The 25,550-nt window shown below is 69.1% G+C and carries 24 protein-coding genes; 9 read left to right on the top strand and 15 right to left on the bottom strand.

Features of this window, described 5'->3' with window-relative positions; all coding sequences use genetic code 11:
* Positions 1 to 7: 7 nt before the first annotated feature.
* The 7 genes from OHA21_RS26910 to OHA21_RS26880 all read right to left on the bottom strand — a co-directional run bounded on the left by OHA21_RS26910 (position 8) and on the right by OHA21_RS26880 (position 6,459).
* Positions 8 to 451 (bottom strand): SitI3 family protein, encoded by a 444-nt coding sequence (locus OHA21_RS26910; protein ID WP_328459371.1) that lies wholly within the window; start codon positions 449 to 451, stop codon positions 8 to 10.
* A gap of 15 nt (positions 452 to 466) precedes the next feature.
* Positions 467 to 928 carry a SitI3 family protein gene (locus OHA21_RS26905; protein ID WP_328459369.1) on the bottom strand — a complete coding sequence of 154 codons (462 nt, stop codon included), beginning with the start codon at positions 926 to 928 and terminating at the stop codon, positions 467 to 469.
* Between the two features lie 7 nt (positions 929 to 935).
* Positions 936 to 2,174, bottom strand: coding sequence for a hypothetical protein (locus tag OHA21_RS26900; protein WP_328459367.1), 1,239 nt, complete (start codon positions 2,172 to 2,174; stop codon positions 936 to 938).
* Positions 2,171 to 2,482 carry a type VII secretion target gene (locus tag OHA21_RS26895; protein WP_328459364.1) on the bottom strand — a complete coding sequence of 104 codons (312 nt, stop codon included), beginning with the start codon at positions 2,480 to 2,482 and terminating at the stop codon, positions 2,171 to 2,173. The genes OHA21_RS26900 and OHA21_RS26895 overlap by 4 nt, the downstream gene beginning before the upstream one ends.
* Positions 2,472 to 2,831 carry a YbaB/EbfC family nucleoid-associated protein gene (locus OHA21_RS26890; RefSeq protein WP_328459362.1) on the bottom strand — a complete coding sequence of 120 codons (360 nt, stop codon included), beginning with the start codon at positions 2,829 to 2,831 and terminating at the stop codon, positions 2,472 to 2,474. Before OHA21_RS26890 ends, OHA21_RS26895 begins: the two co-directional genes overlap by 11 nt.
* Positions 2,832 to 2,883: 52 nt before the next feature.
* Positions 2,884 to 4,314, bottom strand: a complete 1,431-nt coding sequence (locus tag OHA21_RS26885) for a serine/threonine-protein kinase (RefSeq protein WP_328459360.1) — start codon at positions 4,312 to 4,314, stop codon at positions 2,884 to 2,886.
* A 108-nt stretch (positions 4,315 to 4,422) separates the two neighbouring features.
* Positions 4,423 to 6,459: a helicase-associated domain-containing protein gene (locus tag OHA21_RS26880; protein WP_328459358.1), complete on the bottom strand. Its 2,037-nt coding sequence runs from the start codon at positions 6,457 to 6,459 to the stop codon at positions 4,423 to 4,425.
* 83 nt (positions 6,460 to 6,542) lie between these two features.
* On the opposite strand from OHA21_RS26880, the gene OHA21_RS26875 reads away from it, so the two are divergent.
* The 5 genes from OHA21_RS26875 to istB all read left to right on the top strand — a co-directional run bounded on the left by OHA21_RS26875 (position 6,543) and on the right by istB (position 13,903).
* On the top strand, positions 6,543 to 6,983 hold the full coding sequence (locus tag OHA21_RS26875; protein ID WP_328459357.1) for a SitI3 family protein: 441 nt from the start codon (positions 6,543 to 6,545) through the stop codon (positions 6,981 to 6,983).
* A gap of 12 nt (positions 6,984 to 6,995) precedes the next feature.
* On the top strand, positions 6,996 to 10,118 hold the full coding sequence (locus OHA21_RS26870; protein WP_442874908.1) for an NACHT domain-containing protein: 3,123 nt from the start codon (positions 6,996 to 6,998) through the stop codon (positions 10,116 to 10,118).
* 36 nt (positions 10,119 to 10,154) lie between these two features.
* Positions 10,155 to 11,111, top strand: a complete 957-nt coding sequence (locus OHA21_RS26865; protein ID WP_328459353.1) for a DUF4034 domain-containing protein — start codon at positions 10,155 to 10,157, stop codon at positions 11,109 to 11,111.
* 363 nt (positions 11,112 to 11,474) lie between these two features.
* Positions 11,475 to 13,115, top strand: a complete 1,641-nt coding sequence (istA, locus tag OHA21_RS26860; protein WP_328459351.1) for an IS21 family transposase — start codon at positions 11,475 to 11,477, stop codon at positions 13,113 to 13,115.
* Complete coding sequence (gene istB, locus OHA21_RS26855; RefSeq protein WP_328459349.1) at positions 13,112 to 13,903, top strand: IS21-like element helper ATPase IstB; 792 nt, start codon at positions 13,112 to 13,114, stop codon at positions 13,901 to 13,903. Before istA ends, istB begins: the two co-directional genes overlap by 4 nt.
* Before the next feature lie 339 nt (positions 13,904 to 14,242).
* On the opposite strand, the gene OHA21_RS26850 is transcribed toward istB, so the two are convergent.
* Genes OHA21_RS26850 through OHA21_RS26835 form a run of 4 tightly spaced genes read right to left on the bottom strand, consistent with a single transcriptional unit; the run spans position 14,243 to position 17,952 of the window.
* Positions 14,243 to 15,217 carry a FecCD family ABC transporter permease gene (locus OHA21_RS26850; protein WP_328459347.1) on the bottom strand — a complete coding sequence of 325 codons (975 nt, stop codon included), beginning with the start codon at positions 15,215 to 15,217 and terminating at the stop codon, positions 14,243 to 14,245.
* Complete coding sequence (locus tag OHA21_RS26845) at positions 15,214 to 16,212, bottom strand: FecCD family ABC transporter permease (protein WP_328459345.1); 999 nt, start codon at positions 16,210 to 16,212, stop codon at positions 15,214 to 15,216. Before OHA21_RS26845 ends, OHA21_RS26850 begins: the two co-directional genes overlap by 4 nt.
* Complete coding sequence (locus OHA21_RS26840; protein WP_328459343.1) at positions 16,184 to 16,972, bottom strand: siderophore-interacting protein; 789 nt, start codon at positions 16,970 to 16,972, stop codon at positions 16,184 to 16,186. Before OHA21_RS26840 ends, OHA21_RS26845 begins: the two co-directional genes overlap by 29 nt.
* On the bottom strand, positions 16,969 to 17,952 hold the full coding sequence (locus OHA21_RS26835) for an ABC transporter substrate-binding protein (protein ID WP_328459341.1): 984 nt from the start codon (positions 17,950 to 17,952) through the stop codon (positions 16,969 to 16,971). The genes OHA21_RS26840 and OHA21_RS26835 overlap by 4 nt, the downstream gene beginning before the upstream one ends.
* Before the next feature lie 92 nt (positions 17,953 to 18,044).
* On the opposite strand from OHA21_RS26835, the gene OHA21_RS26830 reads away from it, so the two are divergent.
* Positions 18,045 to 18,860: a helix-turn-helix transcriptional regulator gene (locus OHA21_RS26830; RefSeq protein ID WP_328459339.1), complete on the top strand. Its 816-nt coding sequence runs from the start codon at positions 18,045 to 18,047 to the stop codon at positions 18,858 to 18,860.
* Positions 18,861 to 18,941: 81 nt separating this feature from the next.
* Here the strand turns inward: OHA21_RS26830 and OHA21_RS26825 are convergent, their stop codons facing one another.
* Positions 18,942 to 19,538 (bottom strand): TetR/AcrR family transcriptional regulator, encoded by a 597-nt coding sequence (locus OHA21_RS26825; RefSeq protein ID WP_328459337.1) that lies wholly within the window; start codon positions 19,536 to 19,538, stop codon positions 18,942 to 18,944.
* A gap of 75 nt (positions 19,539 to 19,613) precedes the next feature.
* Here OHA21_RS26825 and OHA21_RS26820 point away from each other — a divergent pair, with 75 nt between their 5' ends.
* From OHA21_RS26820 to OHA21_RS26810, 3 genes are all read left to right on the top strand, one after another.
* The gene (locus OHA21_RS26820; protein WP_328459335.1) at positions 19,614 to 20,693 is read left to right on the top strand and encodes an FAD-dependent monooxygenase; all 1,080 of its coding nucleotides are present in this window, start codon (positions 19,614 to 19,616) and stop codon (positions 20,691 to 20,693) included.
* Positions 20,694 to 20,850: 157 nt separating this feature from the next.
* Positions 20,851 to 21,282 carry a hypothetical protein gene (locus OHA21_RS26815; RefSeq protein WP_328459333.1) on the top strand — a complete coding sequence of 144 codons (432 nt, stop codon included), beginning with the start codon at positions 20,851 to 20,853 and terminating at the stop codon, positions 21,280 to 21,282.
* Between the two features lie 172 nt (positions 21,283 to 21,454).
* Positions 21,455 to 22,480, top strand: a complete 1,026-nt coding sequence (locus tag OHA21_RS26810) for a hypothetical protein (protein ID WP_328459331.1) — start codon at positions 21,455 to 21,457, stop codon at positions 22,478 to 22,480.
* Between the two features lie 18 nt (positions 22,481 to 22,498).
* On the opposite strand, the gene OHA21_RS26805 is transcribed toward OHA21_RS26810, so the two are convergent.
* From OHA21_RS26805 to OHA21_RS26795, 3 genes are read right to left on the bottom strand one after another with little or no spacing between them, the layout of a single operon-like run.
* Positions 22,499 to 22,966 carry a hypothetical protein gene (locus OHA21_RS26805; protein ID WP_328459329.1) on the bottom strand — a complete coding sequence of 156 codons (468 nt, stop codon included), beginning with the start codon at positions 22,964 to 22,966 and terminating at the stop codon, positions 22,499 to 22,501.
* Positions 22,967 to 22,981: 15 nt separating this feature from the next.
* Positions 22,982 to 23,698: a hypothetical protein gene (locus OHA21_RS26800; protein WP_328459327.1), complete on the bottom strand. Its 717-nt coding sequence runs from the start codon at positions 23,696 to 23,698 to the stop codon at positions 22,982 to 22,984.
* A 38-nt stretch (positions 23,699 to 23,736) separates the two neighbouring features.
* Positions 23,737 to 25,404 carry a serine/threonine-protein kinase gene (locus OHA21_RS26795; protein ID WP_328459325.1) on the bottom strand — a complete coding sequence of 556 codons (1,668 nt, stop codon included), beginning with the start codon at positions 25,402 to 25,404 and terminating at the stop codon, positions 23,737 to 23,739.
* Positions 25,405 to 25,550 lie beyond the last annotated feature (146 nt).

Here is a 25,550-nt window from a genome sequence, read left to right as displayed (position 1 = left end):
CGCGCTATCAGAGCGGTGCGGTTCGAACGTCAGCCATCAACTCCGTCACCTCGGCAAACCCCTCCCACGCCTGCCAGTCCGCGGAGGCGAGGACCTCGCCGTCCACACACCGCAGGACCGCCTCCTCCCCGTTGAACAGCAGGACACCGTCGGCTCCGGTCTGCTCGAAGATCGACAGCACAGCGCGAACCATCAGCGCGATGTTCGGCGCTTGCAGGCCCATGTGAGCCGACGGGAAACGGAAGCACACCGTCACGCGATGGGCGAAGCCGAGCCGCTTGGCTGCGATCGCCTCCTCGCCAGGATCAACGTGGAAAGGCGCGATCGTCAAACCGTCGTGCACCAACCAGCCGTGCGCCGCCGGTTGACCTCCGATCGCGGTGAACAGCAGATTCTGCAGAGCCTCCGTGCCGAGAGCCGCTGCTCCGTAATACGTGTATTCGATCGCCATGACGAACTCCGTCGCTCACAAGAACGGCTGCGGCAGGGCGCGCATGGTGTGGCCGGCGAGAAGCGGAATGACGGCCGCCACCTCCGTCCAGTCCTCCCAGCCGCTGTCGAAGACAAGTCCGTCCGGTGTCCACTGAGCGACCGCACGCTCGCCGTTGAAGAGCAGGAGGCCGCTGCCACCAAATCGTTCGGAGAAGGCGATGACTGACTTGACCATCAGCGCGGTGTTGCGGTCCCGCACATCAGGCGTCGCCAGATTGGCGAACCGGAACGTGACGGTGATGCGGTGTGTGAAGCCGGTGAGCTCTGCCGTCGACCGTTCCTCATCAGGAGCGATCCGGGTTGACATCACATACATTCCCTGGCAGAACACGGTGCCGTCCGGGCTGGGGTCCCCACCCAGGGCTGTCTCCAGGAAAGCTCGAATCTCAGTGATTTCGGCCTGAGTGTCGCTCTCCAGATCGTATTCAACGGCCATCTACATCTCACTCGCCAAAGGGATAGAAGGGAGTCACCTGGTCGTCCTTGACGACGATTATTTCCTTCAGATTCTCGATCGGCCGCCTCCGCAACAGATCCGCCACCTCATCCGCCGTGCATGGCGTGTCCTCGAGATTGAGGATGAGACGTTCTGCCTGATCCTGGGAGACCTTCCGGCTCAGAATCTTCCGGATCTGATCGATGTTCTCGCTCGTCGGAGCGTAGCAATCGAAGTACTCACCTTCGATCTTGTAATCCGGCGCCTTGCCGTTCACCTTCGGGACGGGGTTCTGCTCGACGTCGTAGCCGTGCCGGACCAGGGCGTCCGCCGACTCGTTCTCCCGTCGTTTACCGCGGTCATTGATCCGGGTCGGATGGGCCTCGGTTCTGTCGCCGCGAGGAGTTCGTTCCGGGTCCGGAGGGCCGGAGGGTGAGGTGCTCGCCGGCTCCGGGTTTCGGCCGTCGCCCGTGGCGTTGGATCGTGCCAGCCGCTCGCTGTACATGCGGAGCTGGTCGAGGGCATTCCGAAGCCCGTCCACGCTGGGTAGCAGCTTGCGGAGGCTGGACAGCAGGCCCCGGATGAAGTGCTGGATCTTGTCGACCCACTTCGAGACCAGGGCTGCTACCTGGCCGGCTACGAACGGGGTTGCCAGGCCGAGGGTCAGGCCCTCGGCGGCCAGCCACTGTGGCAACCGCACCGCCAGCGTGGCGATGAACTCGGCGATCAGATCCCGGACGATGCCGCGGACCAGGGCTACCAGCAGGCCGGCGCCTTCGACTGCGTAGGAGATGCCGCCGGCTGCGAGGGTTATGCCTTCCAGCAGGGAGAGGTGGTCGCCTGCGTGGGTTCGGTACGCGTCGCCTGAAGAGCCGAACCAGCCGGCTACCTCGGCGCGGAGGCTGGCCGCGTACTCGGCTCGGGCGGTGTCGGTGAAAGCGGCGACGTTCTTCCATGTGGCGGCATGTGCGGCGATGTCGTCTGCGTCGCCGGCCAGCTTGTCCAAGGCGTCCTGCAATGGCTGCACGTGCTCGATCAGCCAGGCCACGCCCCACGCCGCCAGCGTTCCCAGTGGATCGATCGCGAGCGACAGCCCTTCCAGGGACGCGCCGACACCGCCGAGTGTCGCGTCGACCCAGCTGTTGCTGCGGATGCCGTCGGCGAGCTGCTGAATGTCTGAAGCCAGGCCGATCCCGGTCAAGCCGGTTGTCGAGTCGCGGGGCGCCTCGATCAGCGTGCTGGTCATGAGGCCGCGGTGCTGATGCTGCGGGCGGCCGACTCGTCGACACGCTCGGCGGTCAGGGCGACGAGTCGCAGGCTGGTGGCGGTTTCGTGCAGGGCCTCTACGCTGCCGGTCATCGCGGCGACCGCGGCGTCGAAGACCGTGTCCAGTACTGCGGGCAGGAATTGGCACAGTTGGCCGTACGCCTGCGGGTTCATCGCCACGTGCCCGGCCGCCGCCCGCGCCTCCAACATCTTGTCGCTGATCTCGCGGACGGAAGCCGCATGCTGGTGGACTGCCTCGACCGGCAGCCGCATCTGCTCAGCGGCCATCGGGTTCGGGGAATCGGCGGGCGAAGGCGTCCAGGACGGCCCGGCCGGTCTCGGAGTCAGCGCCGACGGTCTCCTCGACCTGCCGGGCCACCTGATCGTTGAGCCGGTGCTGGGCCTCGCGCATCACCCGGAGGATCTGCCGGCTCAGCTCGCGGAGGCGGTCGTCGAGTTCCAGGTCGAGAACCTGGCCGTTGGCGCCGACGACCACCGTGATGGAGCCGTCGTGGCTGCGGGCCCGGGCGGTCAGGTCGGACACTCGCCGTGCCAGTTGGGCAGCGCGGGCGGCCCGGTCGTTGACGCCGGCGGTCCAGGTGTCGAGCCAATCCTCAGCCGCATCGATGTCCCTCATGAATCGACATCCTTGCATCGATCAAAGGGCTCCGGACGGGCCTGTGGATAACTCACGACACCATGCGGTACCCCAGCGATCTACAGGCTTTGAAGACCCGGTTGCGGGAGTCGGCCGCGTTGATGTCCAGTGGCGTGCTGATGATCAGAGCGAGTACGCCGCCGTCGTCGAACCAGGCGCGGGCGGCCGTCTCCCCGCCGTCCTGGTCCTTTATCTTCACCACGTATTCGATGTACGGCCCGCGGACGCCGCGGGAACTCACCGCGGTTTTCGCCCGCCAGACGACATTCTTCGGCGAGGCGCGCTGCAGGCGTTCCACATCGCCGCGGGCGGCGTCGAGTGCCGCGGCGTCGAAATAGCGAATGACGTACGCGTCGATCGGCCCGTTCTCGCACGTCCACTTGTCCGACTGGTCGGGCTCCGGAGAATCGTGCCGGCACGCCTTGCCCGCCCAGCCGAGGATCAACTGCTGCATGTCGGCCGGCATGCTGGCCGCGACGTCTTCGATCGCGGGCGGCACGCTTTCGGCCGGAGCGCCGATCGTCGAGCCGGAACTGTTCAGGAAAGACATCGGAATCAGCGTGGCGATGGCCAGTAACGCAGCGACCAGGCGCCTCGGCCGGGGTATCACGGCGATCGGAGGCTCGGCGATGGTGGTGTGCGGGGTATCCGAGGGTGGCGCCTGTCGCGTTGCCACCGCGAGTTCTCCGCGCAGGTGTCTGACCAGTTCCTCGGCTGTCGGCCGGGCCCGCGGATCCCGCTGCAGGCAACGCCTGATGATCGGGAGGAGGCTTTCCGGGACATCGGACAGGTCGGGCCGCACCTCCAATATCTTCTGGTAGACCTCGGCGGGTGACTCGCCGTCGAAAGCGTGGTGGCCGGTAGCCGCGAAAACCATGGTGGAGGCCCAGGCGAAGATGTCCACCTCGGGACTTTTCCGGCCCACGAAGTGCTCCGGAGCCACGTAAGGCGGAGTGCCGTGCCGGGCTGTGGTCCGGGTCTGCAGGCCGTCATAGATACGGGCGATGCCGAAGTCGATGACCACCCATCCGATGCCGTTGCGGTACATGACGTTGTTCGGAGTGAAATCCCGGTGGATGACCCCGGCCGCATGGGTGGCCCGCAGCACCTCGGCGGTGTGCGCGGTGAGCTGATCCAGGTCCGCACCCGTGAGCGGTCCGTCTCGGTCAACCTTTTCGAAGAGGGTCACGCCATCGATGTACTCGGTGGCGATGTACGGCGGGTCATGGTCCAATCCGACGTCGAGAATGTGGGCCGTGCAGAGTCGCGGTACTTTCCGGGCGCTCTCCACTTCCCTCGCCAGCTGGGCTTTTCGCCTGGCCAGGTCATCCCCGGTGTAGTTGCTGAGGTCGAAGATCTTGACGGCCGCCAATTGGCCGTCGGGGTCTTCGCCCAGATAGACGGTTGCTTGGCCGCCCTTCCCGAGCAATCGCAGCAGGCGCCAGCCATCGACACTCTGCACGTGCGCCTCCAAGACGATTCCGATGATCGGCTACCGGATAACGGAGCAACTGATCAACGGCGACGGACAAACGGTCCGCCAAAAAGCAGGAGACGAGAAACCGGGGAATCAGTTCAGGAGCCGGGCGAGCTTCGCCGGATCAGCGAGCCGGTATCCGGCCGGCTCCTCCGGATCGGAATCAACGACGGGACGGCGCTGCTTCGCCACCTCGATGGCCGGGGTGCCGTCCGCGCGTACCGAAGAAGGCGCGTAACCGGCGGCACGCAGCGCGACCAACGTCTCGGCCTGCGGCTTGCCGCTGGCCAGCACCGTCGGCGCCAGCCGCACCAACTGCAGAGCCTTGAGCGACCGGGTCGCCAGGATCTCGCTCAGCAGAGCCTCATCCTCGCTGCACAGGCAGCAGCCCACCGGCCGAACCTGCACCTGACCGTGCCGCCGCGCCACATCATTGACCAGGTACGTCAGCGGCTGCGGCAACCGCCCACCCTCAGCGATCTCACCCAACCGCCTGATCAGCTCCTGCGGGTCAGCGCCGCCGTCGAGCGCACGCCGCACCGAGCCGGGGGAGAATCGCCAGGTCCAAGCCCCGCTGCGCGACTCCGGATCGGCCACCTCGTCGAGCAGCGCCAGCAGCGCAGCCGACGGCGTACCCGTCGCCACCGCGGTGAGATCGTTCTGCAGCAGCACCGTCGTACGCGGCTCCGGCACCATGGTCGCGGCCTGCCGCCGAACCGCCTCCGCCGAACCCTCCAGGATCCGACGGCACAGCTCAGTGACAGCCCCGTGCGCCAACAGGCCCAGCAGATGCGCTTCCCGCCAGACACCGTCGACGAACTCGTCCAACGCCGGTCCGATGTCCGCCGCCGTGGGCCGGTGCCAGACGATCTGCCGAGCAGCGGCGACGGGATCGAGGGCCTGACCTGACGGCAGCGCCGCGCCGAGCGTCCGCAGCAGAGCCGATCGCAGCTCGGTCAGCGCGGCCTCGTCGTCCTCGCTCCAGTACAGCGCTCGCTCCTCGACACCGCTCAGCGGGCAGGCGGGCATCTGCAGCCAGTCCTGGATCACCTCGAGCAACTGGTCCGCGGGGTCCGCCGCCGCGAACTCGTCATACGGACCCGCCAGCGCGACACCTGCGTCCGACAGCGAGACCAGACCGCCCGCGGTGATCAGCTCAATGGCGAACCGCGTGCGCTCCTCACTCTGCCCCGACGCCTTCGCGAGGCGCCGCAGCTCGCGCACCCCGAGCCCACCGGTCTTGAGCAGCGCGACCGGGGCCTGGTCGACCGCACCGCACACCGCCGTGATCAGCGCCAGGGTGTCGGTCGCGGCGGCTGCCGCTTCCCGTTCGACCAGCTCGGCCGAGACCGGCGCCGGATCCACCGCCGGCGGCTGCGGATCGAACAGCCCGGCGTCTCCGGCCCGCAGGGCGAGCGCCACCTCCCGCGGCATCTGTCCGTCGCCCCAGCCGGACGGCACCACCAGGCCCCGGTCGACCGCCCACTCCGGCACCTCGGCCGGCGTACCGAACATGATTCCCGGCATCCCGAACGGCCCCGGCGGGCGCCGGGCGATCCGGCCGAGGGTCTCACGCACCCGGGCCGGCGCCTGCGCGACCAGGCCGCGCACGTTCTCCGGCACCGCCAGCCACGACGTCAGCGCACCGATCATGGCCGGCTTGGTGCGCTCGTCCGGCACCCCGAGGGTCAGCGCGATGCGACGCAGCTGCGGCATCGTCAGCGAGAACAGCAACCCACCAGCCCGCGGCCCGGTACCCAGCGGATTCGGCAACACCGCCGTCAGATGCTCGGCGGCATAGCCGCCGGCCTGCGGCCAGATCACCGCGAGCGCGCAGAGTTCCGCGAGCACGCCGGTCAAATCCTTCTCCGGTACGCCTAGAAGCGCCGCCATCTCCACCGGCGTGAACCCGTCCCCGAGCGCCGCGGCCGCTTCCGTCACCTGCAGTTGAGGCAGGTTGAGCAGGCTCATCGCACCCGCGAGTGAACTCGGCGTGAGCAGCCGCTCGGCGAGCTTCAGCAGCGTCTTCGGCGCCGGCTCCAGGGTTGCGTCGCGCCGGGCGGACAGCAGCTCGGTGAGCTCCTGTCTGGTCAAAGTCTTCAGGTGGACGGCGAGCGACTGTCGAGGCACGTCGGTGAGGGTACTGGGCCGTCGGAGCCCGGCTGAATAGACTGGCGTGCAGCCCCATCCGAACAGGTGAGGGATACCCGCCCATGGCCATCGAGTACACCCTGCTGTGCGATGCCGGGTGCGGCGCCGCAGAATTGCAGGCCTTCTTCCGCACGGAGATCCACGGCGACCTCGACCATGGGGAGACGGTCTTCTGCCACGGCATGTATGTGACCACCCGCCCCATCCCGGACGGCGAGCAGAAGGAGCTGTTCGGCTTCGAGCCGCGGATCGCCGCGACGTTCCACTTCTCCGACCTGGCTGATGATGCGACCGACGCCCGCAACACCGCGTGTATGGTCCGTTCCGTGCTCGGCCTGGTGACTCGCTACGGCTGCTGCGGCGTCCTGCTGTTCAACGGCGACCTGGCGATCACCCAGTGGACCCCGGACGAGGTCGTCTTCGACTGCGACTGGGAGCCGTGGTCGCAAGTGGAGCTGATCAGCGCACACCCGATGCGCCGCCTACCGCAGCCACTGTTGTAGAGCGGTATTCGCATGGTGGCCAGGCGACTCACGTACGCGGACGCGGTTGTGCTTCTGGGTGGCTCCACCCCGGCGGTCGCTGCCCTCGACCGGGCACTGGGCGGCCTGCTGTTGGCCGGCACCGCGGCCGGCGTCACCTCGGCGCTGAGCCTGTTCGACGCCAAGACCGAATTTGTCCGTGTCGGCCAGTCGGTATTGAGCGGTCTGCGCGACCGGTTGCATGGCCTCGGCCGTCTCGACCGCACTGAGCGGCTGCAGGGCGCGCACACCGTCATCGTGGTGACGGCCTTCTTCGAGGTTGTGTCGGAAGAGAACCTTCCCTTTGACGTGGCCGAGGCCGCCCCCTCCCGCGCCGACCAGGTGAGACTCGCTCGAGCAGGCACCGACTGGCCGACTGGGCTGCTCGCCGCCGACGCGCCGTCGCCTTCACCCGAGGCCCCCTACGAAGCGGTGCTCGACCGGCTCAACCACTGGTATGCGCGACTCGCCGATCGACTTGTTGATCACCTCGAGGGCTTGGCCGTGTGGGAGCGTCTCAACGACACCGAGCGAAACTCGGTGTCCCACCTGCTTCGAAGCCAACTGCCCCAAAGGGCCGTCGAGCGCTACGAGATCCTGTATCGCACGCTGGCCGTCGATGTCCCCGAGTTCGATCTCTGGACCCAGCGCAATGACGACATCGCCACCCGCGCCGAAATCCATCGTGTGCGGCAAGGGCTACGCGACCTGGAAACACTTCTCGTCCAGGCCGGCTCCGCCCGGCCGCCGGACGCCCAGCGCCAATCGCTGGCTCTTGCCTATCGCGCCGCCCTCGACGAGCCGATCGTGGATACGGCCGGCACACCACGGCACCTTTCCGCCCCCACACTCGGCGAGATCTACATCGACCCGAGCTTCGTGGCGCGCGCCGCAGGCCCGGGAGACCGGCCGGGGGAGGAGGATTGGTGGGATGAGATGCCTCCGCGAGACGATCTCTCGGACTTTCTTGCTGGGCGTCTCACCACGCCTCAGGCAACGTCCGGTCCGCTGATCCTGCTCGGTCATCCCGGTGCGGGAAAGTCGTCGCTGGTGCGTGTTCTCGCCGCCCGACTGCCCGCCGCCGATTTCCTGCCCGTCCGCGTGCCGCTCCGGGACGTTCCAGCAGATCTGGAACTTCAAGACCAGATCGAGTACGCCCTGCGCGCCGCAACCGGCCTGCGGATCGAGTGGCCGGAACTGTCCGCGGCGACGAACGGCGCCCTGCCGGTGCTCCTGCTCGACGGCTTCGACGAGTTGCTCCAGGCCACCGGCGTGAGCCAATCCGATTTCCTCGAAAGAGTCGCCGCATTCCAGCGCCGGGAAGCGATCCAGCAACGGCCGGTATCGGTCCTTGTCACCAGCCGAACCGCGGTGATCGATCGAGCCCGCCTGCCGGAGGACACGCTCGTCGTGCGGCTCGAGCCATTCACCTCCGATCACGTGGACCGGTGGCTCGCCGTGTGGAACGAAGCCAACGAGGCTGGACTGCACGCCGTTGGACTGCGGCCCTTTCCCGCCGACCTCGCCCGCCGCTACGCCGACCTCGCCAGCCAGCCGCTGCTGCTTCTCATGCTGGCGCTCTACGATGCACAAGCCAACGACGTGCAGAGGATCGACGGCAACAGGCTCGACGTCACCGGTCTGTACGAGCGCCTGATGGTCAGCTATGCCCTGCGCGAGGTGGCGAAGGACCTGAACGAGGCGCCAGCCGGCCGAGTGGAGGCGGAGCTGATGCGCCTGTCGGCGGCCGCGTTCGCGATGTTCAACCGATCGCAGCAGTGGGTGACCGAGGCGCAGCTGGATGCGGACCTCACCGCGTTGGAACTCGCGCCTACCGGCCACGACCGCCCACAGGTGGGTTTCCGATCGCCGCTCACCGTGGGCCAGGAACTACTCGGTCGCTTCTTCTTCCTCCAGCGGGCACAGGCCATCCGCGGAGACGAGCGGCTACGCACGTACGAGTTCCTGCACGCCACTTTCGGCGAATACCTGGTAGCGCGCCTGACCGTACATGCGCTGATTGATCTTCGTGTGCGGGAAGCTGCCGCGACGCTCCCTTTCGGGCGTGCCGCCGCAGATGAAGACCTGCTCTACTCTCTGCTGTCCTTCGCGCCGCTGACGGCCCGCGAAGCTGTACTGCCTTTCCTGTCATCGCTGCTCGACCAATCAGGTCAGCATGCGCAGCTCGCCGAGCTTGCGGTCAGGCGATTCCGGGCCACCGTCAATTGGACCGACACACCCGCAACGGGGTACCGGCCGGCATCGCTGCCGCTTGTCGACCGTCATGCGCTCTACGCCTTCAACCTGCTGCTTCTGGCGTTGACGGCAGGACCGATCACCGCGGCACAGCTGTTCCCCGGCGCCGAGGTGCCGGCCGACGAATGGCGCAGGTGGGTCGGGCGCTGGCAGGCGACGATCAGCCAGGACGGCTGGTCGGTATTCATCGCCGCCGTGCAGTTGCGCCGCACCTGGCTGGAGAACCGCCGCGACGTAGAGCTCACCCTCATCCCGGACGGTGTCGAGGTGGCGAACGTCGATCCCTACTGGGGACGGAACATGCCGCCTGGAGACCGGGCCTACTACGGGTTCGTCCATCACATGGAGTCCACCATCGACCTGACCTACCAGATCCGCGGTGAGCCGATCGACGATGTGCTTCGACACGCGCTGGAACCGGCCATGGCCATCATGGGATTGGCAGTGACCTCGTTTGCCCCGAGAACGGAGACGGAGTGCCGCTCGGTTGCGCACACACTCATCGCGCTGTGGCTCGCCTCCGACCTGCGCGAGCCGGTGGAGATGCTGATCGAGAAGTACGACGACGCGGTCTGGGCGACGACACGCGCTTGGCCGCCACCCCGATACGGTGCTCCCGGCAGTTCGCCCGCGTTGATGCTCCTGCTTCGGTCCCTGCGCCGGGATTCCGAACGGCTACCTCCCGGGAAGGTGTTCGAGTGGAGCCAGTCGTTCCTCGACTGGGAGTATTTCACCGCCGACCACCGGCCACTCCTCCGTGACTGCCTACTGGCCGTACGTGCCGCCGGCCCGGAGGACGACATCGTCCGCCAGGAACTGCTGGACAAGGTCGACAAGGTCCTGGACGACCTCCAGTCATGATCACGATTGCCGCTGCCCGTACTAAGATCTGCCGCCATGTGGCCGTTCAAGCGGGGACCGAAAGAGCCGTTCCTCGACCCCACCTACGGTGATCCGCACCGCAAAGCCCTGATCAAGGCGCTGCAGAAGCGGAACTGGAAGTGGGCGCGGGAGCTGTTCGGCATGGCCGCCGACCCGGACGAGTTCGCCTTCCTGATGGAGGCCGCCGGGCAGGTCGACGGTCTCGAGGACTGGATCGGCCAGTGGATCGCCGCCGAACCCGAGTCCACCCTGCCGACGCTGGTCGCCGGCTGCCACGCCGTTTCCCTGGCCGGGCGGGCGCGCGGTGCTCAGCGCGCGCAGTACACCAGCTCCGACCAGTTCCGGAACTTCCACCAGGGCCTGCACCACGCCGAGTCGCTGCTGCGCCAGGTGATCGAGCGTGACCCGGACAATGTGACCGCCTGGACCTGGCTGGTGACCAGTGGGCGCGGTCTGCAGATCGGGAAGGCCGAGGCCCAGGAGCGGTTCGACCAGGTGCTGCGTCTGCATCCGACGCATCTGGTCGCGCATGAGCAGCGGCTGCAGTATCTGTGCGCGAAATGGTCCGGCAGTCATGAGGCGATGTTCGAGTTCGCCCGCAGCACTGCGGCGGCGGCCGGGCCGAACAGTCTGTTGCACGAGCTGGTCGCGGTGGCCCACCTGGAGCGGTGGTCCTACAAGCGGTCGGAGGAGGACAACGCGTACATCACCTCTGAGGAGGTCGGCGCCGAACTGCTCGCCGCCGCCGAGAACTCGATCTTCCACCCGGACTACGTCCACGCCGGCCCGGGCTGGGCGCCTCGGGTGGCGACGTTCGCGCTGGTTCTTGAATTGGCAGACCAGTTCGACGCGGCCTGGCACGCGTTCGCCCTGCTGGACGGCCAGGTCACGGAGTGGCCGTGGCAGTACATCGGCGACCCGGTCGAGAAGTTCACCGCAAGCCGCGACTGGGTCAACACCAACCGCAGCTAGGCCCGCTTCCCCCTGCTTGCAGGCGGCGGCCCTCCGCGATCCCACCTCGCCGCCGCGGATCTTCGGTCCCAAGGCCGGCCAGCTGGCCGCCACGCAGCTCATCGCGCCCGGATACCCGCGTGAGCGACGGCCGGCGCCAGCGAGCCGTCGCGGAGACAGGTAATGATGGCCTGGATGCCTGCGTGAGCGGCGGCTGGCGTCAGCGTGGCTATGACGGTTGCATTTGGCTCCACCAGGGCGGCTTGACCTGGCCCCACCCGCGAGGGACTTTCCCGCACGGATGGGCGATGACGGCTTGAAGTGGCCCCACCTGCGGTGTTGCGCTTGAAGTCCTGAGTGTGCTCGCCGTCTTCGAGGACGCCGATGCCGTTGACCAAGAACGAACTGTTCCGCCGGATCCGCTCCGACGCGGTGCTTGAAGAGCTGTCGATTCGGGCGTTGGCGCGGAGGCACGGTGTGCACCGGCGGTTGGTCCGCGAAGCGCTGGCATCAGCGGAGCCGACGCCGCGTCGGCATCCGGTGCGTCGTTCACCGCGGCTCGATCCGGTGAAGAAGACGATCGACGAGTGGCTGCGGGCGGATCTGGAGGCGCCGCGTAAGCAGCGGCACACCGCTCGGCGGATCAAGGATCGGCTGGCAGAGGAGGTGGACGTCGACGTCGCGTACTCGACGGTGCGTGACTACGTGTCGATGCGGCGCCGGCAGATCGCGGCGGAGGCAGGTGCGCCGATGGACGGATTCATCATCCGGCACAATCGGCCCGGCGCCGACGCGGAAGTCGACTTCGGTGAGGTGATGGTCTGCCTGGCCGGGACGATGACCCGCTGTCACCTGTTCGCGTTCCGGCTGGCCTACTCCGGCCTGGCGGTGCACCGCGTGACGGTGTCCTGCGGACAAGAGGCGTTCCTGGAAGGACACGAATACGCCTTCGACCTGATCGGCGGGATCCCGGCCGGGCAGATCCGCTACGACAACCTGAGCTCGGCAGTACGCCGCGTGGTTTTCCGCAGCCGATCCAGGGTCGAGAACCCGAGGTGGGAGGCTTTCCGGGAGCACTACGGATTCACTGCCTTCTACTGCATTCCCGGCTTGGAAGGTGCTCACGAGAAGGGCGGAGTCGAAGGTCAGGTCGGCTACTACCGCCGCAACCGGCTGACTCCCGTCCCGACCGTTGCCACGCTGGAAGAGCTGAACCAGCGGCTGGCGGCCGCTGATCTGGACGACCGGGACCGCAAGATCCGGCTCCGGACGAGGACTGTCGGGGAGGACTTCGCTGCCGAAGCTGCGCTGCTGGCCCGCCTGCCAGCGGAGAAGTTCGGGGCGTCACTCACGCTGCGGCCCCGGGTCGATCGCGAAGCGACGGTGACGGTCCGGATGAACGACTACTCGGTCCCGGCGAGGTTCATCGGCCGCAAGCTGCAGGTCGTGCTGGGCACCACCGAAGTCGTCGTCTCCGACGGCCGCACCGAGGTTGCCCGGCATCCCCGTCTGCCGGGACGCGGCGGCCAGCATCTGCTGCTGGACCACTACCTGGAGATCCTGCTACGCAAACCTGGAGCGCTGGCCGGCTCGGAAGCCCTCGATCAAGCCCGGCGGGAAGGCACCTTCACCACCGATCACGAAGCGTTCTGGGCGGCGGCGAAGGTCGCCACCGACGATGAGGCCGCCGGCACCCGGGAACTGATCCAGGTCCTGCTGCTGCACCGGCACATGCGCGGCGCCGACGTGACCGCCGGCATCCGGGCCGCGTTGAGCGTCGGCACCGCGACCGCTGACGTCGTGGCGGTCGAAGCCCGCAAAGCCGCCCAGAACGCCGGGCGTTCACCCACGATCGCGGCCGGGCCGCCACCGGCACCACCACCTCCACTGCCACCGCCGGCTCCGCCGCCGGTCACGGAGCAGACCTTGCAGCGGGTGGCGCAGTTGCCCGCCGACCACCGGCCGCCGCCGGATCTGAACCGCTGGGACCAGCTGTTACACCACCGAAGGAAGGAATCATCGTGAGCCGCATTCCTCGAGCCATTACCGAGAACGCCGCCGACGCGGCGATCGAGACTTCCTGCCGGGTGCTGCATCTGCCCACCGTCCGCAGCCAGTTCTCCGAGATGATCACCCGGGCCGAACGTGACCAGCTCAGCTATCGCGGCATGCTCGCCGAACTGCTGATGGCCGAGTGCGAAGAACGAGACCGGCGCCGTTCCCAGCGGCGGCTGCAGGCCGCGGGCTTTCCTCGCCAGAAGTGGCTCACCGACTTCGACTACACCGCTAACCCGAACATCAACGCCGCGCTCATCAACAACCTCGCTACCTGCGACTGGATTCGCGCCGGCCAGCCTCTCTGCCTGATCGGCGACTCCGGCACCGGCAAATCACACCTGCTCATCGGTTTGGGATCGGCCGCGGCGATGGCCGGGTTCCGGGTCCGCTACACCCTGGCCGCGAAACTGGTCAACGAGCTGGTCGAAGCCGCCGACGACCGGCAGCTGACCAAAACCATCGCCCGCTACGGCCGGGTCGACCTGCTCTGCATCGACGAACTCGGGTATCTCGAACTCGATCGCCGCGGCGCGGAGATGCTGTTCCAGGTCCTGACCGAACGCGAGGAGAAGAACAGCGTCGCGATCGCCTCCAACGAGTCCTTCTCCGGCTGGACCCGCACGTTCACCGACCCCCGGCTCTGCGCCGCGATCGTTGACCGGCTGACCTTCAACGGCACGATCGTCGAAACCGGCAACGACTCCTACAGGCTCTCCCGAACCGCCGCGAAACAGCCCGCCACCAGCGCATCCTGATCGGCACGCCGCTGGACCGACCACGAAAGACTGAACCCGGCACACAAGTGGGGCCACTTCAAGCCGCCCTGGTGGAGCCACTTCAAACCGTCACACCAACCGCCGGTGGGGCCAGATCAAGCCGCCCTGGTGGAGCCAAATGCAACCGTCATAGCCATCAGCGAGCCGTCGCGGAGACAGGTAATGCTGGCCTGGATGCCTGCGGGAGCGGCGGCTGGCGTCGGCGAGCCGTCGCTGGGGCAGGTAATGCCGGCCCGGATACCCGCGTGAGCGGCGGCCGGCGGTGCCGAGCCGCCACTTGATCAACGGCAGGTACGGCGTTCAAACAGCCGTAGCCCTCTAGGCGACCAGGGCACCCCGGCGGACCTGCAGGATCAGCAACCAGATCAGGTACGCCCCGCCCACCGCCGTGGTCACCACGCCCACCGGCAGTGACACCGGCGACAGCAGCAGCTGCGCGACCAGATCCGAACCGAGCAGCAGCACCGCCCCGGTCAGCGCCGACGGCAACAGCGGGATGCCTGGGCGCCCGGCCAGCCGCCGCCCGATCTGCGGGGCGGCCAAAGCCACGAACACGATCGGCCCCGCCACCGCAGTAACCGTCGCCGTCGCGCACACCCCGGCCACCACCATCAACAAACGGAGCCGCCGCAGATGCACCCCTGACGCCAACGCCAGGTCGTCGCCGAGGGAAGCCTGATGCACCGCCGGCGTGATCACCGCGATCAGCACGGCCAGCACCGCCAGCACGATCAACGGCAGGATCAGCTCTTCCCAGTCCATCCCGTTGAGCGTCCCCGCGCTCCACCCCGTCGCCGCGATCGCCACATCCAGTTCGGCACGCAGCACGATCCACGAGTTCGTCGCGACCAGCATCGCGTTGGCCGCGATGCCGATGACGATCAGCCGCATCCCGTCCAACCCGGACTTCGACGCCAGCAGGTAGACGACTGCCGCCGCGAGCAGCCCACCGATCACCGAGCTGAGCTGCAGAGTCGCCGCCCCACCGCCGAGCACGGTGATCGCGATCAGTGCCCCCGTGTAGGCCCCCGAGTCCAACCCGATCACATCCGGGCTGCCCAGCGAGTTGCGGGTCAAATTCTGGAACAGCCCGCCGGCCACCCCGAGCGCCGCCCCGAACGCCAGCGCCGCGACCACCCGCGGCAGCCGCCATTCCAGAACCACCACCGACAGGTCACCGCTGCCGGTCAGCGCGGCCAGCACCTGAGACGGCGCGTCCCACGAACTGCCGTGGCTGAGCCCTACGAACCCCAGCACCGCAGCCACCGCGAGCATGACGATCCGGAACTTCACAGCGACCTCGCCCCGTAGCGGCGAACCGCCCAGATCAGCACCGGCGCACCGATGAACGCGGTGACGATCGCCACCGGCACCTCACCGGTCGGCAGCAGCACCCGCGACATCACATCTGCCAGCACCAGCAGCACCGGCCCGAACACCAGCGAGAACCCGATCAGCCACGGCGTCGACCCACCCGCGAACCGTCGCGCCAGATGCGGAATCATCAGCCCGACGAAGGCGATCGGCCCGGCGATCGCCGTCGCGGCCCCAGCCAGCACTGTCACCAGAATCAAAACCGCAGTCCGGGTACGCGCGACATGCGCCCCCAACGCCTGAGCCGTGTCCTCACCCAGCGTCACCACACCAAGCGGCCGGGCCACCACCAGCGACCCCGCCAACGCCAGAAGCAGCACAACCGTCGGCAACGTCTGCGAACTCCCGGTCACCCCGGCCAGCGCTCCGACCGACCAGAACCGGTACTCGTCCAGCACATCCGGCCAGATCAGCCGCATCCCGAGCGACACCCCCGACAGCACCGCGCTGAGCGCGACCCCGGCAAGGACCAGCCGCAGCGGCGACGAGCGGCCCACCGCGTACACCAGAATCGCTGCCGCCGCGCAGCCGGCGACGGACAGCACCAACTGCATGGCCGGGCTGTCTGCCAGGCCGAACAGCACGCCCAGGTTGATCGCGAACCCGGCGCCCGCGGTCACGCCGAGCAGTCCGGGCTCCGCGAGCGGGTTGCGGGTCATGGTCTGCACGAGGGCGCCGGCCACGCCGAGGGCGGCGCCGATGACAAGACCGAGCAGCGTACGCGGAAGCCGCAGATCCCGGATGACAAGGTGGTCGTCGGTGCCCGCGAACGCGGTGAACGCCCGCCAGATCTCGGCGGGCGCTACCGTCCGGGTCCCCACACTCACCCCGGCCACCGCGGCGACCAGCAGCAGAACCAGGGCCCCGATGAGGATCGGAAGCTTGTCAGTGGTGGTCGTCGTCGTGGTCCGCAACGCCGTGCTTCCAGTAACCGGTCACGTGATGGTCGAACCGGCCGCGGCCCCAGGCCCGCACCGGCTTCAGTGAGCCCGCCTCACCCGCGGCGAACAGGAACGTGTCGTCCGGCGCCGCCACCGCGGTGATTGCGCCCAGCTCGTCGTGGACGACCTTCACCCGCTCGCGTTCGGCGAGGGGATAGGCCCGTTCGTCACCGGCCACGACCACGGTCGCGCTGACGTCGGCGGGCGACTCGTCCAGCCAGCGGCCCACCGCGGGCAGCGCCGTGGCGTCGACCGCGAACAGATAGTGCGCGTATGTGTGGGCGAACGTCTTCGCCCCCGGCGGTCCGGCGATCGTCACCTGCTCACCGACCTGCGCCTGCTTCACCCAGGTCGAGGCGAGCCCGCCCTCATGCACCACGAAGTCCAGGTCGACTTCCAGGGCGTCCGCGTCGTAGCGGCGGATCGTGTAACTGCGCGTCGGCGGGAACGGGCGCGGCCAGTCCAGCATCTGGCGGTCGTTCGGCATCGGGTCTCGGCGTACCCCATCCGGTCCTGGAAAGACGATTTTGACGTGGTCGTCGCACTGGTAGGTGTGGAAGCCGGCCAGGCCGGCGCCGCTCAGCGTGAGGCGCCGCATGGCCGGCGTGACCTCGGTGATCGCGCTGATCGCCACCGTGCGCACCCCGATCGGGTATGGAACGCGGGCCAGCCCCCGCCCGCCGCGCTGATGCGCGGCGACGCGGGGACCGGGGTCGCTGCGGTCGACGCTCACTTGGCCAGCAGCGGCGCGAGCGCCTGGTCGACGGCGTCGAGAGTCTTCATCGCCGACGGGTAGGTGGCCGCCTCGGTGAAGGTGAACCCGTAGACCTGGCCGGCCTTGACCGCGGGCAGGTTCTTCCACAGCGGCGAGTTCAGCACCGCCTGCACCTCGGGGCCCGGCTTGCCGTCCGGCTCCAGCGTGTAGGTGATCACGTCGGCCTCGGCGAAGCTGGCCGGGAGTTCCTCCATCGACGGGTACTCGCTGACGGCCGCGCTGCCCGGGCCCTTCACCTTGACCTCGCCGTAGTAGGTGACGCCCAGGTCCTCCGCGATGTTGGTGCCCCACGAGCCGGAGAACTCGCGCTGGAAGGTGCCCTTCGCGGCCTCCCCGTACGCGCCGAGGTGCCCGAACTTCAGCCCGGACAGCGCCGTCGCGTACTTCGTCTTCAGCTCCGCGGCCTTCTCGTCGTACGCCTTCTTGCCCGCCTCGAACGTGCTGGTCCGCCCGGCCGCGTCGGACTGCTTCTGCGACAGCGTGCGCCACGCGTTCGGCAGCGTCGGGCCGATCGCCACCACCGGCGCGATCGACTCGAGGCGCTTGACGTCGACGTCGGCGAGCACCGGCTTCGGCACGCCGATGACGATCAGGTCGGGCTTGGCCGCCGCGATCGCCTCGTAGTTCGTCTCCGCCGCCGTCTCGCCGGCGATCTTCGTCAGCTTCTCGTAGGTGGCCAGATCCTCCGGCGTCATCATCTTCAGGCCGCGCTCCCACGTGGAGATGCCGACCAGGGCGGCGTCCGCCTCGATCAGCGCGGGAACCGCGTACCCGGTGGCCACGACCCGCTTCGGGTCGGCCGGGATGGTGATGTCTCCGTTGTCCGCCGAGAATGTCCGCGTGGCCGCGGCGGCGCCGGCCTCGTCACCGCCGTCGCTGCCGCAGCCGGCGAGCAGGGTGAGGGCGACGGCCGTCGCGCCGAGGAGTCGCAAACGCATTTCAGTGTTCCTTACCGGGGTGGTGACGTGCCTGACCGGTAGGTAAGGCTAGCCTTACCTCTGCAGGTCACATGTCGCGGGGAGGACAACCGATGTCGCTGAGAGGACACGTCCACACCGTCGCCGGCGACCCCGCGGTATGCGACGAATACGGCTACCGCCTGGGCCGCCCCGACGGCATTCTCGTCCTGCACTACCGCTTCGACGAGCCGGTCGACTTCACCGAACGCCGCCAGGACCTGCTGCACCAGATCTACTGGGCGCCGGCCGGCATGCTCGCCGTCCGGCACGGCAACCAGACCGGGTTCATCGGGCCCACCGAAGTGTTCTGGGCGCACCGGGCCGTCACCCACGAGATCCGCGCGGACGGTGGTGTCCTCTATCGAGTGTGCCTGCGCGAGATCCCCGCCGGCCTGGTGGGTCTCGCCGCCGGCGCCGCAACCATCACTCCGGAGGCCGCCGAGCAGATCCAGCGGCTGGCCGGCCCGGGCTGCGATGAGACGGAAGCGGCGGACTCACGCGTACGCATCATGGCTGGTCTCGCCGCGACCGCCGCGACAGTCAGTCTTGGCGCCGGCGGCGGCTATGCCGCCACCGTCGCGCGCGCCCTCACCCGGGACCCGGCCGACCCGACCAGCCTGGGCGAATGGGCCGACCGCCTGCACGTCAGCACCAAGACCCTGCAGCGCGACTTCGAGCGCGAATACGGCATGGCCTACACCCGATGGCGTACGGTGCTCAGGCTCAAAGCGTCCCGCGTGCTGCTCGACAGGCACCCGGTCACGGAGGTCGCCCACCTGGTCGGCTACGCCAGCCCGTCGGCGTTCGTCGCGGCGTTCGCCCGCGAATACGGCTGCACTCCCGGCCGCCACGCCACCCGCCGCGCCCCGATATGCCACCCGGGCTGAGGTGGACGGCCGCCGCCTTGCTGCCGGCCGGCGTCGCGCTGTGCTGGCTCGGCCTCTCCGTGGTGGCGTCGGTAGGGACGCTCACTCATCCCACGGGGCCAGGGCGACGTCCGTGGCCTTCTCGATCGCGGCCTGGACGGCGGCCGGGTCGTCGGGATTGTCGGAGTCGTCGAGCAGGACCTGCAGGGCGCTGGTGATCGCGCCGACGAAAGCGCCGGTCAGAGCGGCGGCGCTGATCTCGTCGAGCCGGTCCGGGTAGGCCGCGGCCAGGTGCCGGGCGATCTGCCGTTGGGCGTCGAACTGGATCTGCAGCGCCCGGCCCCGGACCGCGGGCACGGTGCGGATCAACCGCAGGCGGAGAGCGGCGAGGCGGCCGGTCAGGTCGGTGCTGTCGGCGCCCACGGTGCGTAGGGCCCGCAGCAGCACCTGCGCCGGTCCGTCCTCGGGTGCCCGGGCGGCGATGGCGTCGACGGTCGCCTGCACCCGCAGGTCGCTCTCGGGGAACAGCAGCTCCTCCTTGCTGGCGAAGTAGCTGAAGAAGGTGCGGGTGCCGATCTCGGCGGCGGCGGCGATGTCCGCGACGGTGGTCTGCTCGTAGCCGTCGCGCTCGAACAGCTCTATCGCGGCGTCGACGAGGGCTTGGCGGGTGCGGGCCCGCTTGCGGTCGCGGAGGGTCACGCGAGGACCGTACCGCATCGGATGCCTTTCTGCACTCATTGCATTTCTGCACTCAGTGCGGATAGCGTGGATGGCATGACGACAGTGCTGATCTCCGGCGCCGGCGTAGCCGGTGCCACCTTGGCCTACTGGCTGGCGCGCCACGGATTCCGGCCGACCGTGGTCGAGCGTGCGGAAGGCCTGCGGTCCAGCGGAAACCCGGTCGACGTACGCGGTCCCGCCATGCCGGTCGCCGAAGCGATGGGCATCGTGCCGCAGCTGCGGGCGGCGGCCACGCAGGCGACCGCGATGCGCCTGGTGGATGCGGCCGGCCGGCAGATCACCCGGATCCGGATGCCCGCCGACGTCGAACTTCCTCGCGCGGACCTGGCCGCGATCCTGCACGACGCGGCAAGCGAGAAGGCCGAGTTCATCTTCGACGACACCATCACTGCGCTGCACCAGGACGACGGCGGTGTGGACCTCACCTTCCAGCGGACCGCTCCGCGCCGGTTCGACCTGGTGATCGGCGCCGACGGCCTGCACTCCATCGTGCGGCGGCTGGTGTTCGGCCCGGAGCAGGACTTCATCCGGCACCTCGGGCTCTACGTCGCCACCCTGCCCCTCGGCGAACCGTCCGACCCGCCGTCGGACGTGCTGCTCTACAACACGCCCGGCCGCCTCACCTCGATCCACCCCGCGCGCGGCAACGCCCTGGCCGCGTTCATCTTCCGCGGCCCGGCCATGCCCGACCTGAACTACCGCGACATTGCCCGGCACCGCCAGATCGTCACCTCGGCCTACGCCGGCGCCGGCTGGCGGGTGCCGGAGCTGCTCGCCCGACTCGACCGCAGCGACGACTTCTACTTCGACGCAGTCAGCAAAGTCGACCTGCCGACCTGGTCCCGCGGCCGCGTGACCCTGCTCGGCGACGCGGCTTCCTGCGTCTCACTGCTCGGCGACGGCTCCAGCCTCGCCATCACCGCCGCGCACACTCTCGCCTCCGCCTTGGCCACGCATGCCGATCACACCGACGCGTTCCGCCGCTACGAAGCCCAGCACCGCACCCTGGTCAGGCCGAAGCAGCGCTACGCCGGCCGCGCGGCCGCCCTGCTCGTCCCCAGCACCCGGCTCGGCCTCGGTGTCCGCAATCTCGCCGCCCGGTTCCTGCCGTAACCGCATCTGCGGCGACGCGCGATCGTCGCACTACGCGCGTTGGACCGTCCCCCGGGCGGGTGCGGGACGGGCGTACCGTCGAGGGGTATCGATCTGTTCGGACGGTCCAATGGGGGTACGGGTGGCGACCGAAGATCCGCAGACGCAATCCATCGTTGTGCTTGAACCGGGGGAGGTGGCGGCTGCGCTCGAGTTGGCGCGGGCGCGCGGCGTGGAGGCTGATGAGGTTCCGCGGCTCGGCATCGAGCCGGTGCTGACCGTGACGTTGCTGCTGTCCGGGACGACGATTGCGGTCGCGGCCGTGCTGCATGTGCTGGATCAGCGCAAAGGCGGGCAGGTCGTGGATCTGCGGCCGGGCGCGCCCAAGCAGTTCTACCGGACGCCGGACGTGGTCTACGGGACGGTCGTGATCGTCTCCACCGACGGGCAGGCCAGCGTCGAGGTGCGCGAGCCGGAAGGGCTGTTCGGCAAGGTCATCGCAACCCTGCCGGAGCTGGTGTCGGGTGGTGGCGGCAGCGCGGCCGAGGTGGCGCAGAGCGTCGCCGAGACGTTCGGGCCGGACGTCACGGTCCGCGAGCAGCAGCGATGAGCGGCCAGGATCTGCGCGGATTCTCCTCGAGCTGCTGCGGAAGCAGATCATCCAGGCTTACCCGGGCGCCGGGCGGCCCGCTGATCCGCAGGCGATTCGTGACCGCGCGCAGCGGCTGCTGGAGGAGAGCTTCTCGGCGGAGCAGCTGGCGGAAGGCGAGGTGCAGGGCTGGATGGAGAACGCGGTTCAGGCCGCCATGAACAACCCGTACCCGTTCGACTCGGAGTTGCGCACCATCCAGGGCAACATCGAGCGCGCCATGCGGAGCATGATCGACGGGCCGGTGGATCTGGACGCGCTGCGGCCCACGATCGGCGTGCTGCCGTCCGGGCAGCTCAACGCGGTGAGCATGCTGGCGCCCGGGCGGGTACCCGGCTATCTGGTGGTGTTCGAGGACCAGATGCCCAGCTTCGCGTACCAATTCTGCAAGCTGATGACGTGGGCCCTTCCCCGCGGTGAGGACGCCGGGAACGGGCAGGTGACGCTGCAGATGAGCCCGGAGCTGGTGGCCGGGCGCATCGCGGAGGAGCCGCGCATCGCCGAGTGGTTCACCAACCTCGTCGTCGCCTACGCCCGGACCGGTCAGGTCGCCGGCACCCCGGGCAACGAGACGGCCATGCCACCGGGCTACTTCAAGATGGCGGGGCGGCTGGCCTCCGCGCTGGAGCACTTCATCGTCGGGCACGAGCACGCCCACATCCTGATGGGACATCTGGAGAAGGCCGGGACTCGCAAGGGCGTGCTGCCGGTCGCCGACGTCGAGACGCTGGCCTACTCGTGGCAGCAGGAGCTGGACGCTGACATGCTCGGCGCGGCCTTCGCCATCAACGCGGGCATCCAGTACGACGAGGGCACCATGACCGACGGCTTCTGGGGCATCACGATCTTCTTCGACGCCATGGAGGTGATGGACCGGGCCGTCGCGCTGCTGCAGACCGGCGACGAGCAGGCCCGGCAGCTCGGCTCGCACCCGCCGTCGTATCTGCGCAAGCAGCGGCTCCGCGAGTTCCTGCCGAAGATGGGCGGCGACGATGCGGCCGGGCAGGCTCAGGTCAGCACGGCGTTGGGCGTGACCGGCGTACAGGAAAAGATCACTGACCTGTTGTGGGAACGAGCCCGGCCGCGGCTGGAACAGCTCCGCAAGGCCGGCGTCGCGCCTGCCCCGATCTGGCGCAGCATCCCGAAAGAGGCAGGTTAGACCCTTCGCGCGAGCCAGCTACCAGGGCCACTCGGCCAGCAGGCTCTCGGCTGATTCTCCTGGCCAGACCACGAACAAGCTGTCCGCGGAGTCGTCGAACACCAGCTGCGGCCCGGCTGTCGACGCCAGCGCGCTGGCCGCGGTCAGCACGGCCACGGGAACCGGCTTGCGGAACGACACCGCCTCCACCGAGGCCTCGACCATGCTGAGTCGGACTTCGCCGAGGTCGAGGCCGCCCGCGCTGTAGCACGTACCCGGATCCGGACACTCCTCCAGCGGCTCCGCCGTACCGATGAGGTCGAACCATGCCGTTCCGTGGCAGCCCGCCGCCCGGAAAGCGGCAAGCACATCGCGCACCGACGGCAACGGCCGCGAGGCGGGCATCTGTTCAGGCACGCCGCGCGAGAAGCTCGCCGAAGCGGCCCACTCCAGGGTCTCGGCGCCGGTGGACCCGGACAGCGGGACCGCATGCATCCACCAGCTCACCGCCCGGATCCTCCCTCAACCTTCCCGGCAGCGATAGGTCACTTCCGTGCCCGCATGGACCGGCGACGGTTCGAGGATGTTGACGGTGGCGGTCTCGGTGGTCGTGCCGACGCCGCTGAACGTCCATTTCAACGTGAGAGCGACAGTGCGCTGACCGCTGCCGACCTGCTCGGTGAGCACAGCGCCCGGCGGCGCGTCCGAGCGGAACCACTGATAGCGGATCACACCGCTCCGGCCGTTCGTGCCCACGGTCGCGACCACATCGACGGTGACATCACAGCGGTCCCCGGCCGGCTGGGGCACGGCCACCGCGACGGTCTCCACCTCGAGCGGGCGCAGCCGCTGCCACAGATACAGCCCGACCACCACGACCAGCGCGAGGGTCAGCAGGCCGGAGACCACCGACACCAGCCGCCGCCACACCGGACGCCGGGCCGAAGCAGGCGCCGGCCAGCCGGGGGCAGCCACCGGGGCCGCCGGCACGCCGGGCCCGAAGCGCAGCTCTTCACCAGCTCGCAGGGTCGGCGCCGGCACGTTCTGGGGCACGGTCGGAGAAGCCGGGGGTACGCGTACGGTCGGCGCCGCCCCCGGCAGACGCGCGGTCTGATCGAGGTTGACAGTGCTGTCCGGATCGCTGAGGTAAACGGTGGGGTCGGCGCGATTGATCGTCGCCCACGGATCGGCGGGCGGCGGCATGCCCCGGTCGCCGCGGGGTTCCTCCGGCCGGGTCACGTCGACACCTGCCTTTGTGCAGCCAGCACCGCGTGCTCCTAACCGGGAGTGCAGATGTTGTCGAGGGACACGTACGCCGGTGACGCCGACCGGCCCGAATTACCGGCGGCGTCGACGGCGACGACGGAGACCGGAATGCGGGTGGCCGTCTTCGGCATCGGCAGCGGGCCGAGCGTTCCCTGGAAGCGACCCCTTCCGACCGACTGCATGGAGCCGGTCTTGGTGGCGCCGCTCAGGGTGTAACGGAAGGTGACCTTCAGCGCCGCCGCGCCGCTCTCGTCGTCGGTGACGGTGGCCGAGATGGTGCTCGTGCGGACGCCGTACTGGCAGTTCTCCGCCTCCAGCCTGGGCTGGCTCGCGGTGACGGCCCCGACCGTGGGCGCGGTGGTGTCAGGCGGAGGCGTCGGCGAGGCCGGGGGCGTGGTGGTCTCGGGCTCGTCGGTGGGTTCGTCGGTGGGCGAGGCGGTGGGCGAGGCGGGCGGGGACTGAGCCGGGGTAGTGGTGCCGGGATCCGGCTGCACTGTCGTCGGGGCCTGCTGCACCGGGTCGCTGGAGGTCCCCGGCGAGGCCGACGGCGCCGGCGAGGTCGCTGGGGGAGCCGCGCTGGACGGCCCGGCCACCGCGGGAGCGACGGCAGTGGTGTTCGCCTCGCTTCCCGCGAGAGCCGAGGATTCGTCGGCGGCGACGTAGCGGTATCCCACCCCGCCGAGCAGCAGCGCCGCGGCGAGGACACCGCTGGCCAGCGCGGCCTGCTTGCGGCCACGGCGGCTGCCACCGGGTGTGGCGCTGCCGAGCGCCGTCGCGGCGAGGCTGGTGGCGCCCGAGTCGCCGTCCGGGAACGGCCACAGCGCGGCAAGCAGCGCAGCCCGGCGTGCCAGGTCGCCCAGCCCGCGGTCCTCCCACTCCGGACCGTACGCCGCACCGGCCACCCGCTCGAGGATGTCGAGGAACGCCAGGGCGTGCGGCGGCCGGTCGGCGGGCTGTTTCGCCAAGCCGTACCGAAGCAGGTCGTGCACCGGCACCGGCGCCGGATCCGTCGGGATCGGCGCGTTGGCGTGCTGGTCGTGCAGGGCGAACAGATTCGCCCCGTCGTACGGCGGCCGGCCGGTGAGGCACTCGAAAAAGGTGGCCGTGGCGGCGTAGATGTCGCACGCAGGCGTCGCCGGGGCACCCGTCCACTGCTCCGGCGCCATGTATCGAGGCGTGCCGGACACGACCGTGTCGGCGCCCTGCCCCACCGGCACAGCGATGCCGAAGTCGGCGAGCTTGCTCTGCCCTTCCCCGGTCACCAGCACGTTCTCCGGCTTGTAGTCACGGTGCACGACTCCATGAGCGTGCGCCGCACCCAGCCCGGCAAGGGACCCCTTCAGCACGCAGAGCGCCGCCTCCGGGGTGGTCGGCCCGTGCTCGCGCAGCATCTGCCGCAGCGACACCCCGTTGACCAGCTCCATCACGATCGCCGCGCCGTCGGCCGACTCGACGTACTCATACAGCCGCGACACGTGCGGGTCGTCGATCTCGCCGAGGAGTTGCGCCTCTTTCCGGAAGGCGAGCCGGAACGCAGCGTCGTCGCCGATGACATGCGTCAGATACTTGATCGCGACCGGTGTGCCGGTCTGGTCGTGGGTGGCGAGCACGACACTGCCCGACGCGCCGGCGCCGAGCTGACGAACAGGCGTGTAGCCGGACAGCTGCCAGCCGCTCATTCGGGAAACCCACCGTCTATGGGGCGGACGTCTGCCTCCGCCGCGTCGACCATTTTGGTCACCGGCCCACTATCGGTCATCCGCGCAACGGCTGCTTTCCCCGACCGGACGGTCGACGCGAACGCCCTGCATGCCGATTATTCAGG

This window comes from Actinoplanes sp. NBC_00393 (assembly GCF_036053395.1).
Taxonomy (GTDB): domain Bacteria; phylum Actinomycetota; class Actinomycetes; order Mycobacteriales; family Micromonosporaceae; genus Actinoplanes.
The sequence above is the reverse complement of the archived record's forward strand: the minus strand, read 5'-3'. Positions and strand labels throughout refer to the sequence as shown.

Bases quoted from the DNA above. Each gene is read 5' to 3' on its own strand.
- OHA21_RS26905 (WP_328459369.1), bottom strand. From the start codon at position 928: ATGGCCGTTGAATACGATCTGGAGAGCGACACTCAGGCCGAAATCACT.
- OHA21_RS26900 (WP_328459367.1), bottom strand. From the start codon at position 2,174: ATGACCAGCACGCTGATCGAGGCGCCCCGCGACTCGACAACCGGCTTG.
- OHA21_RS26835 (WP_328459341.1), bottom strand. From the start codon at position 17,952: ATGCGTTTGCGACTCCTCGGCGCGACGGCCGTCGCCCTCACCCTGCTC.
- OHA21_RS26830 (WP_328459339.1), top strand. From the start codon at position 18,045: ATGTCGCTGAGAGGACACGTCCACACCGTCGCCGGCGACCCCGCGGTA.
- OHA21_RS26810 (WP_328459331.1), top strand. From the start codon at position 21,455: ATGGAGAACGCGGTTCAGGCCGCCATGAACAACCCGTACCCGTTCGAC.
- OHA21_RS26820 (WP_328459335.1), top strand. From the start codon at position 19,614: ATGACGACAGTGCTGATCTCCGGCGCCGGCGTAGCCGGTGCCACCTTG.
- istA (WP_328459351.1), top strand. From the start codon at position 11,475: ATGCCGTTGACCAAGAACGAACTGTTCCGCCGGATCCGCTCCGACGCG.
- OHA21_RS26865 (WP_328459353.1), top strand. From the start codon at position 10,155: ATGTGGCCGTTCAAGCGGGGACCGAAAGAGCCGTTCCTCGACCCCACC.
- OHA21_RS26875 (WP_328459357.1), top strand. From the start codon at position 6,543: ATGGCCATCGAGTACACCCTGCTGTGCGATGCCGGGTGCGGCGCCGCA.
- OHA21_RS26795 (WP_328459325.1), bottom strand. From the start codon at position 25,404: ATGAGCGGCTGGCAGCTGTCCGGCTACACGCCTGTTCGTCAGCTCGGC.
- OHA21_RS26870 (WP_442874908.1), top strand. From the start codon at position 6,996: ATGGTGGCCAGGCGACTCACGTACGCGGACGCGGTTGTGCTTCTGGGT.
- OHA21_RS26890 (WP_328459362.1), bottom strand. From the start codon at position 2,831: ATGAGGGACATCGATGCGGCTGAGGATTGGCTCGACACCTGGACCGCC.
- OHA21_RS26910 (WP_328459371.1), bottom strand. From the start codon at position 451: ATGGCGATCGAATACACGTATTACGGAGCAGCGGCTCTCGGCACGGAG.
- OHA21_RS26895 (WP_328459364.1), bottom strand. From the start codon at position 2,482: ATGGCCGCTGAGCAGATGCGGCTGCCGGTCGAGGCAGTCCACCAGCAT.